The sequence below is a fragment of the Streptomyces capoamus genome, from assembly GCF_014654935.1.
Classification (GTDB): domain Bacteria; phylum Actinomycetota; class Actinomycetes; order Streptomycetales; family Streptomycetaceae; genus Streptomyces; species Streptomyces capoamus.
On sequence record NZ_BNBF01000010.1, the window covers coordinates 138891 to 149657 of the forward strand.

At 72.5% G+C, this 10767-nt stretch carries 11 protein-coding genes, 1 pseudogene and 1 riboswitch; of the genes and pseudogenes, 4 read left to right on the top strand and 8 right to left on the bottom strand.

Annotated features, from left to right (window positions below):
• Nucleotides 1-612 (bottom strand): PTS transporter subunit EIIC (locus IE312_RS40635; protein WP_229900002.1); only part of this gene is annotated, 612 nt, incomplete at its 3' end.
• 155 nt (nt 613-767) lie between these two features.
• On the opposite strand from IE312_RS40635, the gene IE312_RS17860 reads away from it, so the two are divergent.
• The 3 genes from IE312_RS17860 to IE312_RS17870 all read left to right on the top strand — a co-directional run bounded on the left by IE312_RS17860 (nt 768) and on the right by IE312_RS17870 (nt 2327).
• Nucleotides 768-1001, top strand: a complete 234-nt coding sequence (locus IE312_RS17860; protein ID WP_030347750.1) for a PTS sugar transporter subunit IIB — start codon at nt 768-770, stop codon at nt 999-1001.
• A gap of 75 nt (nt 1002-1076) precedes the next feature.
• A complete protein-coding gene (gene rph / locus IE312_RS17865; RefSeq protein ID WP_189982923.1) occupies nt 1077-1811 on the top strand; it encodes a ribonuclease PH in 735 nt (244 codons plus the stop codon).
• A gap of 114 nt (nt 1812-1925) precedes the next feature.
• Nucleotides 1926-2327 (top strand): prefoldin domain-containing protein, encoded by a 402-nt coding sequence (locus IE312_RS17870; RefSeq protein ID WP_189982924.1) that lies wholly within the window; start codon nt 1926-1928, stop codon nt 2325-2327.
• Nucleotides 2328-2367: 40 nt separating this feature from the next.
• On the opposite strand, the pseudogene IE312_RS17875 reads toward IE312_RS17870, so the two are convergent.
• The 4 genes and pseudogenes from IE312_RS17875 to IE312_RS17890 form a co-directional block, all read right to left on the bottom strand.
• Nucleotides 2368-3018, bottom strand: a pseudogene (locus IE312_RS17875) (DUF1707 SHOCT-like domain-containing protein); the annotation flags it as partial.
• Between the two features lie 9 nt (nt 3019-3027).
• Nucleotides 3028-4008 (bottom strand): ABC transporter ATP-binding protein, encoded by a 981-nt coding sequence (locus IE312_RS17880; RefSeq protein WP_189982928.1) that lies wholly within the window; start codon nt 4006-4008, stop codon nt 3028-3030.
• 1 nt (nt 4009) lies between these two features.
• Nucleotides 4010-4837: an ABC transporter permease gene (locus IE312_RS17885; RefSeq protein ID WP_229900003.1), complete on the bottom strand. Its 828-nt coding sequence runs from the start codon at nt 4835-4837 to the stop codon at nt 4010-4012.
• Complete coding sequence (locus IE312_RS17890; protein ID WP_189982940.1) at nt 4830-5630, bottom strand: ABC transporter permease; 801 nt, start codon at nt 5628-5630, stop codon at nt 4830-4832. The genes IE312_RS17885 and IE312_RS17890 overlap by 8 nt, the downstream gene beginning before the upstream one ends.
• A gap of 1029 nt (nt 5631-6659) precedes the next feature.
• On the opposite strand from IE312_RS17890, the gene IE312_RS17895 reads away from it, so the two are divergent.
• A complete protein-coding gene (locus tag IE312_RS17895; RefSeq protein WP_189982942.1) occupies nt 6660-9515 on the top strand; it encodes a transglycosylase domain-containing protein in 2856 nt (951 codons plus the stop codon).
• A gap of 18 nt (nt 9516-9533) precedes the next feature.
• On the opposite strand, the gene IE312_RS17900 is transcribed toward IE312_RS17895, so the two are convergent.
• The 3 genes from IE312_RS17900 to IE312_RS17910 form a co-directional block, all read right to left on the bottom strand.
• The gene (locus tag IE312_RS17900; protein WP_189982944.1) at nt 9534-9854 is read right to left on the bottom strand and encodes a DMT family transporter; all 321 of its coding nucleotides are present in this window, start codon (nt 9852-9854) and stop codon (nt 9534-9536) included.
• A 35-nt stretch (nt 9855-9889) separates the two neighbouring features.
• A riboswitch (guanidine-III (ykkC-III) riboswitch) is annotated at nt 9890-9953 on the bottom strand.
• Nucleotides 9954-10010: 57 nt separating this feature from the next.
• Entirely contained in the window at nt 10011-10313 is a 303-nt protein-coding gene (locus tag IE312_RS17905; RefSeq protein ID WP_220212621.1) for a GroES family chaperonin, read from the bottom strand.
• Between the two features lie 79 nt (nt 10314-10392).
• Entirely contained in the window at nt 10393-10722 is a 330-nt protein-coding gene (locus IE312_RS17910) for a DUF3618 domain-containing protein (protein ID WP_189982948.1), read from the bottom strand.
• Between the last annotated feature and the right edge of the window lie 45 nt (nt 10723-10767).

A 10767-nucleotide genomic window follows, 5' to 3' on the forward strand; every position in this document is an offset into this window, starting at 1 on the left:
CGGCGGCCACACGAACAGGCACACCACGGCGAACGCGATCGCGACGAAGGCCATGACGATCGGCACGAGCCGGCGCCCGTTGAAGAAGCCCAGCCAGTCCACCAGGCGCGTGCGGTGGTAGCGGGCCCAGAAGAAAGCCGTCAGCAGACCCATCACGATCCCGCCGAAGACGCCCGGGTTCTGGTAGGTGAACGCCGACACCGTGCCGTCGGCCGCCTGGCAGCCCGTCACCGCGATCCTCGTGCCCGCCGGGCAGGTCTGCGGGAACTGGCGCAGCACTCCGTAATAGACGAGGAAACCCGCCAGCGCCGCGAGCGCCGTCGAACCGTCGGACTTCTTCGCCATGCCGATCGCCACGCCCACGCAGAACAGCAGCGGCAGCCCCAGCTGGCCGTCGAGCAGCGCGCCGCCCGCCCCGCTCATCACCTTCGACACGGCCGTCCAGCCCAGGCCGTCGCCGCCGAACACGTCCGGCTGCCCCAGCCGGTTCAGGATGCCCGCCGCCGGCAGCACGGCGATGGGCAGTTGCAGGCTGCGGCCCATCTTCTGCATGCCCTGGAACAGGCGGTTCCAGCGGTTCCCGGCGGGGCTCGCCGTGCTCACGGCACTCATGGGTTTGGCGACCCTCCCCACGGTGGTGTAGACCAGTCGGCGGACGGTTCCGCTGTCGTGATCGCCATCATCCGGCACGGACGGCAAGACCGCTCGCGAAGATGGGCCAACTGTGGGTTACTGCGACAAAGCGGTTCGGAGCAGGGAGAAGGAACATGGCCAGCAAGGCTGAGAAGATCGTCGCCGGGCTCGGCGGCATCGACAACATCGAGGAGATCGAGGGCTGCATCACCCGGCTGCGCACCGAGGTGTCCGACCCCGACCTCGTCGACGAGACCGCCCTGAAGGCCGCCGGTGCCCACGGCGTCGTCCGGATGGGCACCGCCGTCCAGGTCGTCATCGGCACCGACGCCGACCCGATCGCCGCGGAGATCGAAGACATGATGTGAGCCGCCGGCTCAGCGGCAGGGGCTCCTCCCGAGGCGGGAGGAGCCCCCGCGTCGTCTACGGCTAGGCTCGTCGCCATGTCTCGCATCGACGGCCGTACCCCCGAACAGCTCCGCCCGGTCACCATCGAACGCGGCTGGAGCAAGCACGCCGAGGGCTCCGTCCTCGTCTCCTTCGGCGACACCAAGGTCCTCTGCACCGCCTCCGTCACCGAAGGCGTCCCGCGCTGGCGCAAGGGCAGCGGCGAGGGCTGGGTCACCGCGGAGTACGCCATGCTGCCCCGCGCCACCAACACCCGCGGCGACCGCGAGTCCGTCAAGGGCAGGATCGGCGGCCGCACCCACGAGATCTCCCGGCTCATCGGCCGCTCCCTGCGCGCCGTCATCGACTACAAGGCCCTCGGCGAGAACACCGTCGTCCTCGACTGCGACGTCCTCCAGGCCGACGGCGGCACCCGCACGGCCGCGATCACCGGCGCCTACGTCGCCCTGGCCGACGCCGTCGCCTGGGCCCAGGGCAGGAAGCTGGTCAAGGCCGGCCGGCAGCCGCTCTCCGGCACCGTCAGCGCCGTCTCCGTCGGCATCGTCGGCGGGGTCCCGCTGCTCGACCTGTGCTACGAGGAGGACGTCCGCGCCGAGACCGACATGAACGTCGTCTGCACCGGCGACGGCCGCTTCGTCGAGGTCCAGGGCACCGCCGAGGCCACGCCCTTCGCCCGCGCGGAACTCGACGCCCTGCTCGACCTCGCCGTCACCGGCTGCGCCGAACTCGCCGCGGCCCAGCAGGCGGCCCTCGCGGCCACCCGCGCGTAAAGAACCCCCCAAGGCCCCGGGCAACCCACCGGGCCTTCCCATCGTCCCTCTGGGTGCGGGCGCACCGCTCACCGGCGTGCGCCCGGCCAGCCGTACCAGGGGAGGGACACCACCATGGCCGCCAGCCGACGCCGAAGCCGGCTCACCGCCGTCGCCGCCGCCGTAGCGACCGCAGCGCTCACCGCCGGCCTCACGACCGGCTGCGACGCCATGAACAAGGCGCTGGACTGCGTGCAGACCGCCGACACCATCGCCGACAGCGTCACCGACCTCCAGCAGGCCGTGGAGAACGCCGCGAACGACCCCACCCAGGTCGACTCCTCGCTCGACTCCATCGACAAGAGCCTGCGCAAGATCGGCGACAAGACGGACGACACCGACGTCAACAAGGCCGTCGACGACCTGCGCAAGGCCGTGGACAACGTGCGCACCGCCGTCGACAAGGGCGACGGGTCACCGGACGTGAGCCCGGTGACGGACGCGGCGGGCGAACTCACCAAGGTCTGCACCCCCTGAGGGGTCCTCCAGCGGTCACCCCCGGGAGCGGTCAGCGGCCCCGGTCCAGCCGGCGCTGCTCCTTCAGACGCTTGCGCTCGGCACGCGGCAGCTTGCGTTCCACACCCACACCGCCCCAGAAGGCGAAACCGCCGATGACCACCCGGGGCGCGCCCGGCTCCGGCGGGGCGTCGTCCCGCGGGTGCTCGAAGGCGCCCATCACGCCGACACCCCGTACGACCACCTCGACCCCGGGCGGTACGACGACCTGCACCCCGCCCATCACCGCCACACAGTTGATCACGACCTCGCGGTCGGCGAAGTCCGCCTCCCGCAGGTCGAGTTCACCGCCGCCCATGAAGGTGAAACAGGAGAACCGGCGCGGCACCGTCCAGCGGCCCCTGCGCTCGAACCCCGACAGGATCGCCACGGCCCCTGTCGAGGACCCCTCGCCCCCGGTGATCCGGTCCGCCCAACCCCCGCCCCGCACCGGCTCCTTGACGAACGAGACCGCCGTGGCACCCGGCGTCGGCAGATCGCGGGTCAGCGGCGCCAGCTCGCCGTACGTACGCGCCTTGTAGGCCGCGTCCAGGCGGTCGTCGAACTCCGCCATGTCCAGCCGTCCCTCGGCCAGGGCCTCCCGCAGGACCTCGGCGACCCGCTCACGGTCGGCGTCGGACGCCCGGAGGTCCGGGACTGCGTCGTCGCTCATGGCAGCAGCCTACGAGACCGCCTTCTCCGCGTACATCCTGGCGATGACCGCCTCGATGTCCGGTTCCCGCACCGACAGGTCCACCAGCGGGTACCGCGCCGCGAGATGGGCCACCAGCGGCGCCGCCGACTGCCCCGCCGGGAACGCCAGCCACTGCCGCGGCCCCTCCACCCGCACCACCCGCGCCGACGGCACCTCCACCGGCGGCAGCTCCCGCTCCAGGTCCACCACCAGCGTCCGCTCGCCCTCCGCGGCCTCGTGCAGCCCCGCGAGCGGGCCGTCGTACACCAGCCGCCCGTGGTCGATCACCATCACCCGGGAGCACAACTGCTCGATGTCCTGCAGGTCGTGCGTGGTCAGCAGCACCGTCGTCCCGCGCTCGGTGTTCACCTCCCGCAGGAACTCCCGCACCTTCGCCTTCGACACGACGTCCAGGCCGATCGTCGGCTCGTCCAGGTACACCACGTCCGGATCGTGCAGCAGCGCCGCCGCGATGTCCCCCCGCATCCGCTGCCCCAGCGACAACTGCCGCACCGGCACGTCCAACAGCGCTCCCAGCTCCAGCAGTTCCACCAGCCGGTCCAGGTTCGCCCGGTAACGGGCGTCCGGGATCCGGTACATGCGGTGCGCCAGCCGGTAGGAGTCGATCAGCGGCAGGTCCCACCACAGCGTGGTCCGCTGCCCGAACACCACCCCGATGCGGTGCGCCAGACGCCCCCGCTCCCGAGCCGGATCGATCCCTGCCACCCGCAGCCGCCCGGCACTCGGCGTCAGGATCCCGGTCAGCATCTTGATCGTCGTCGACTTCCCGGCGCCGTTCGGCCCGATGTACCCGACCATCTCCCCGCGCGCCACACGGAACGAGATCGAGTCCACCGCCCGCACCTCGCGCCGCTCCCGCCGCAGGAACCCCGTCCTGCGGCGCACCTCGAACACCTTCCCGACCTGCTCCAGGACGATGAAACCGTCCCCGGCCGCGACGTCACCCACGCTAACTCCCCGTGCTGCGGTACGAACGAAGTCCCGTCCGCCAGGCCAGCCCCGCCAGCGCGCAGCAGCCCACCGCCACCAGCGGCGGAGCCCACGCCAGCCAGCCCGGCAGCCCCAGCGGATACGGCCGCCCCAGCACATGCGTGGCGGGCAGCCAGTTGACGAAGGCCAGCGGCAGCACGAACGTCACCCCGCGCACCAGCTCCTTCGCGAACACCGTCGGCGGATACTGCAACAGCGTCGTACCGCCGTACGTGAAGGCGTTCTGCACCTCCGAGGCGTCCTGCGCCACGAACTGGAACGCCGCCCCGGCGACGAACACCGCACAGAAGATCCCGCAGCCGCTCACCACCGTCACCGGCATCAGCAGCAGCCGCCCCGCCGTCCAGTGGACGTCCACCCGGGTCAGCGACCAGCCCAGGACCAGCGCCCCCTGCGTCACCCGGCCCAGCCGGCGCAGCGCGAACCGGTCGGCCGCCACCTGCGCCAGCACCGGCGCCGGCCGCACCAGCAGGGTGTCCAGCGTGCCGTCCCGGACCCGCCGGCCCAGCCGGTCCATCGACCCGATCAGCAGATCGGCCAGCCCGAAGGAGGCCGCCGACAGCCCGTACAGGAACGCCACCTCCGGCAGCGGCCAGCCGCCCAGCGCGTCCACCCGGGAGAACATCAGCATGATCGCGACGAAGTCCAGGAAGGTCGCCGCGAAGTTCCCGAACGTGGTCATCACGAAGGACGCGCGGTACGCCATCGTGGACCGCACCCACATCCCCGCCACCAGCCGGTACGCCCGCACCCCCTCGGCCAGCCGGTGCCCGGCGCGCTCAGCCACCCTGCACCACCACCCGGCGCGTCGCCGCCGACTGCAGCAGCCGCCCGGCGCCCAGCAGCGCCACCGCCCACGCGGCCTGGAAGAGACAGGTGGGCAGCGGGTCCGCCTGCCCCAGCAGGATGTCCGTCGGCGCCTGCAGCAACGAGGACCAGGGCAGGACGCGCACGACCTCGCCGAGCGCGCCCGGGAACACGTTCAGCGGCAGCAGCATGCCCGAGCAGAAGAAGCCCAGCAGCCACGCCATCTGCACCACACCGGTGCCGTCCAGCAGCCAGAACGCGCTCAGCGCCACCAGGTAGCGAATGCCGAACCCCACCAGCATCGCCAGCACGACGGCCCCGAGGAACGCCGCCCACCTGCCCGCATCGGCCGGCAGGTACACCGGGAAGCACAGCGCGCCGAACACGAACGGCACCAGCCCCCGGCCCAGCAGCTGGAAACAGGCCCGGCCGAGATCCGCCGCGAGCCACCACAGCTGGAGATCGGCCGGCCGGTACAGGTCGATCGCCACGTCGCCGGTGCGGATGCGTTCCATCAGCTCGTCCTCGACCCCGCCGCCCCCGATCGCCAGGGTCGACAGGAACGCCTGCCCCAGCCAGACGTAGGTCACCGCCTGCGCCTCGTCGTACCCCCCGAGATGCGGCCTCTCGTCCCACAGCGCGCGATACGTGGAGACGAGGATCAGACCGAAGACGGTGTTCGTGAACACCCCTGCCGCAGTGGCGGCCCGGTACGTCGCGTACCGTCGGAACCCCCCTGCCGCGACGGCCGCGTACAACCGTCCCGCGCCCACGCCAGTCGACCTCCTCGGACTGCTCGACACCGAAGCGCAGGAGCCTAGTCCGGAGGCCCGGCGGCCGGCCACGCGTTTTCCGGCCGGAAGCGTGCCGGAATCCGGGAACGGAACGCCAGGTGCGAGAGTCTTCAAACAGGGGGAGCGCAGAAGCGTACGAGGCGTACGGGAACGTACGACGCGAAACAGGAGTCCGTGCACGAGATGAGCGACGAGCCGCAGCCGCAGCAGCCGAACGACGGCGGGGCACCGAAAAGGCCGCTGCCGGCTGAAGGGCCCGGCACCCCGGGGGGCCGCAAGCCGCACACACCACCCCCCGCCGACGCAAGGCGACAGCCCCCCGGGAACCACCCCCGGCCCCCCGCCCAGCGGACCGGGTCCGGCCCGGCGAACGCGAGCTCCGACGACCGGACCGACGCGCCGGGCCCGGCCGACCGGTCCGACGCGGCGGGTTCGGGTGACGGGTCCGGTGCGGTGGGTTCGGGGGCTCGGTCCGGTGCGCCGGTTCCGGGTGCCCGGGACCGGTCCGGCCCGGCCGGTTCGCGGTCCGGTGAGCCGTCCGGCGCGACGGGTTCGGGTGACCGGTCCGACGCGGTGGCTCCGGCCGACCGGGACGGTTCCGGTGCGGCAGCCGGTGGGCGTTCCGGCGTGGCTGGTTCCGGTCGCCCGTACTCGGGAGCGCAGGACCGGACGGCTTCCGTGGCCCGGGCCCGCCAGGCGGCCCGGGGCGGCCGGACGGAGCAGACCGGGACCAAGGAATCCGCCCGGAACACGTCCGCGGCGTCCGGCGGGGCCACGGGCTCCGGTGGTGCGGCGGGCGCCGGTCGTGGTCCGGCTTCGGGTGGTGCCCCGGCGTCCGGCAAGGGCCCGGCGTCCGGCCGAGGTGCGTCCTCGGACGGTGCGGCCGGGGCCCGGCGTGACCCCGCCGGGGGCGGCACGGGTTCCGGCACGGGCACCGGCGAGGGAGCCGGTGGCAAGAAGCCGGCCGGTACCGGGAGCCCCGCCGAGCAGCCCGCCGAGAGTACTCAGGTGCTCCGGCGCGTCACCCCGCCCAAGGGGCCGAAGGCCGACGCGGCGCCCGAGACCACACAGGTGCTCCGCCGGGTCGACGCGCCCCGCGCCGGTGCGGAGCCGGACCCCGGGCCCGGCAACTCCCGTACCCCCGGCGGCAATCCTCGTACCCCCGGCCCGGCCGTTCCCCGGCCCGCCGGCCAGGACCGCACGTCCGGGGCCGAGGCCCCGGCCTCCTCCCCGGCCGCCGCCCGCGCCGCCCGTGCCGCGCGCGCCGCCGGTGCGGCTGCCGCTGCCGGCGCCGCCGCCCAGGCCGCGACCGCACCCGCGTCCGGCGCGGCAGCCGGTGCAGCAGCCACAGCCGCAGCCGCAGCCGGCGCCGGCGCCAAGGCCGCGAAGGCCGCGAAAGCCGGGCAGACCGCCAAGACCGCCACGACCGCTCCCGCCTCCGCCCAGGACGAGACCACCGTGCTCTCCGCCGCCGACGGTGACACCGCCGCAGGCAGCGGCAGCGGCAACGGCAGCGGCAAGGCCAAGGCCAAGGCCGCGAAGGGCAAGCGGCCCAAGCGGACCGGATGGCGGCGGATACTGCCGACGTGGCGCATGGTGCTCGGCACCTTCGTCATCGGCGTGCTGCTGCTCTTCGGGCTGTTCTACCTCGGCTACTCCCTGGTGAAGATCCCGCCGGCCAACGCCTTCGCGACCAAGCAGAGCAACGTCTACCTGTACGCCGACGGCTCCCAGCTCGCCCGCGACGGCGAGGTCAACCGCGAGAACGTCAGCCTCGCCCAGGTCTCCAAGGACGCCCAGCACGCCGTACTGGCCGCCGAGGACCGCGACTTCTACACCGAGTCGGCCATCGACCCGAAGGCCATGCTCCGCGCCGGCTGGAACACCGCGACCGGCAAGGGCAAGCAGTCCGGCTCGACCATCACCCAGCAGTACGTGAAGAACTACTACCTGGCCCAGGAACAGACGGTCACCCGCAAGGCCAAGGAATTCTTCATCTCCATCAAGCTCGACCAGAACAAGTCCAAGGACCAGATCCTGGAGGGCTACCTCAACACCAGCTACTTCGGCCGCAACGCCTACGGCATCCAGGCCGCCGCCCAGGCCTACTACGGCATGGACGCCGCCGACCTCGACCCGGCCCGCGCCGCCTACCTCGCCGCGCTCGTCAACGCGCCGAGCGAGTACGACGTCGTAGCCCACCCGGAGAACAAGAGGGCCGCCGTCGCCCGCTGGAACTACGTCCTCGACGGCATGGTCACCAAGGGCTGGCTCAGCGAGTCCAAGCGCACCGGCATGAAGTTCCCGATGCCCAAGGAGCAGACCATCTCCACCGGCATGTCCGGGCAGCGCGGCTACCTCGTGGAGGCGGTCAAGCACTACCTGACCACCAACAACATCATCGACGCCGACCACCTCGCCGCCGGCGGCTACCGCATCACCACCACCATCCAGAAGAAGCGGCAGGACGCCTTCGTCAAGGCCGTCGACGACCAGCTGATGTCCAAGCTGGACGCGAAGAACCGCAAGGCCGACGGCTTCGTCCGGGCCGGCGGCGCCTCCGTCGACCCGAGGACCGGCAAGGTCGTCGCGATGTACGGCGGCATCGACTACGTCAAGCAGTACACCAACGGCGCCACCCGCGGTGACTACCAGGTCGGCTCCACGTTCAAGCCGTTCGTGTTCACCTCCGCCGTGCAGAACGGGTCCACCACCCAGGACGGCCGCACCATCACCCCGAACACGGTGTACGACGGCACCAACCAGCGCCCCGTCCAGGGCTGGAGCGGCGGCGCCTACGCCCCCGAGAACGAGGACCAGCGCTCGTACGGCCAGATCACCGTCCGCAAGGCCACCGACCTGTCGGTGAACTCCGTGTACGCGCAGATGGCCGTCGACGTCGGCCCCGCCAAGGTCAAGCAGACCGCGATCGACCTCGGCATCCCCTCCGACACCCCGGACCTCCAGCCGTACCCGTCCATCGCGCTCGGTACCGCCACCGCCAGCGTCCTCGACATGGCCCAGGCCTACGCCACGCTCGCCAACCACGGCAAGCACGGCACGTACACGCTCGTCGAAAAGATCACCAAGGAGGGCACCGAGCAGGTCAGGCTGCCCCACGAGCCGGCCAAGCAGGCCGTCGACCGGGAAGCCGCCGACACCACCACCTCCGTCCTGCGCAGCGTGGTGCAGAGCGGCACCGCCACCGCCGCACAGGCCGCGGGCCGGCCCGCGGCCGGCAAGACCGGTACCGCCGAGAGCGACAAGGCCGCCTGGTTCGCCGGCTACACCCCCGACCTGGCCACGGTGGTCTCCGTCATGGGCCAGGACCCGGTGACGGCCAAGCAGCAGCCGCTGTACGGCGCCCTCGGCCAGCCCCGTATGAACGGCGGTGGTCCGCCCACCCAGATCTGGGCGCAGTACACGCGCGACGCGCTGAAGGGCAAGCCGGCCGCCGACTTCGACCTCCAGCTCCAACAGGGCGCCGACCAGATCCAGGAACCGCCCGCCACCAGCACCGCCACGCCCGGCACCGACGGCGGCCGGAACGACGGCGGCGCGACCGCGAAGCCGACCGGCGGCGCCACGGCCACCCCCACCGCCGGCGGCACCACCGGCACCCCGGCCGACGGCGGCGCGACCACCGGCAGCGGCCCCACCACCGACGGCGGTACGACCACGGGAGGCACCACCGCCACCGGCGGTGACACCACCGGCGGAGGCCCCGCCACCGGCGGCAACACCACGGGCGGCGGAGCGCCCGGGGGCGGGACGGCCACCGGGGGCGGCGCACCGGGCGGCGGCACGACCGGCGGCGACACCGCCGGCACCGACGCGGGCGCCGGAGGCCAACCCGGCACCTAGGGACCGCCCGCCCGGCGGTCAGTGGCCGCTGGTCGCCTTCAGCCCCACCACGGCGACCAGCAGCAGACACACGAAGAAGATCCGGGCGGCGGTGACCGGCTCACCCAGCACCACCATGCCGAGCACCGCCGCCCCGGCCGCGCCGATCCCCACCCACACGCCGTACGCCGTACCGATCGGCAGCGACCTCGCGGCGTACGACAGCAGCACCATGCTCGCGACGATGCCGGCGCCGGTGAGCACACTGGGCACCAGCCGGGTGAAACCCTCGCTGTACTTCATCCCGATCGACCAGCCGACCTCCAGCAGACCGGCGACGACGAGCAGAACCCAGGCCATGACGAGGCACCTCCGAGACGTGACGGCTCTTGTCCGGTGCGTCGTCCTTGCCTTCGACCCGGTACGGCGCGTCTCGTCGGGTTCCTTCCGAACCTAGCAAAAACAGGACGAAGAGGGCCGGTGACCATCGTCACCGACCCTCTTCGCCGTGCGTCGCTAGAGGTACAGACCCGTGGAGTCCTCCGACCCCTCGAACCGGTCCGCGGCGACGGCGTGCAGGTCACGCTCGCGCATCAGCACGTACGCCACGCCCCGCACCTCCACCTCCGCCCGGTCCTCCGGGTCGAACAGGACACGGTCGCCGGGCTCCACCGTCCGCACGTTCTGGCCGACCGCGACGACCTCGGCCCAGGCCAGCCGCCGCCCCACCGCCGCGGTGGCGGGAATCAGAATGCCGCCCCCCGACCGCCGCTCGCCCTCACCGGTCTCCTGCCGCACGAGAACCCGGTCGTGCAGCATCCGGATGGGGAGCTTGTCGTGGTGGGGAGTCCTGTGCTCGTTTCTGTTGGCGCTCACGGCTCGAACCTACCTGCCCCGGTCAGTGACCACGCCGCCGGGCCCCGAGGGCGAGCAGCCCCACGACCCCCACGACGACGAGTGCCACGGGCACGACCCGCTCCAGACGGGGCGCGCCCTTCTCATCCACGAACTGGGCCCGCACCTCGCTGACGGCCCGGTTGACCTGCACGTACGCGCGCCCGGCCGTGTGATCGACATGGGCGATCACCTTGGCCTTGGCATCCCCGACGATGGTCTTCGGATGCACCCGCACCCCGATCTCGTCAAGCGTCTCGGCCAGCACTTCACGGCGGCGCTTGATGTCCGCCTCGATCTGCGCCGGGGTTCTGGTGTCCGACGTGTCCGCCACCGTACGGCCTCCGAAGTCTTCTGATGCTGTTCCGAACAGTTTGTC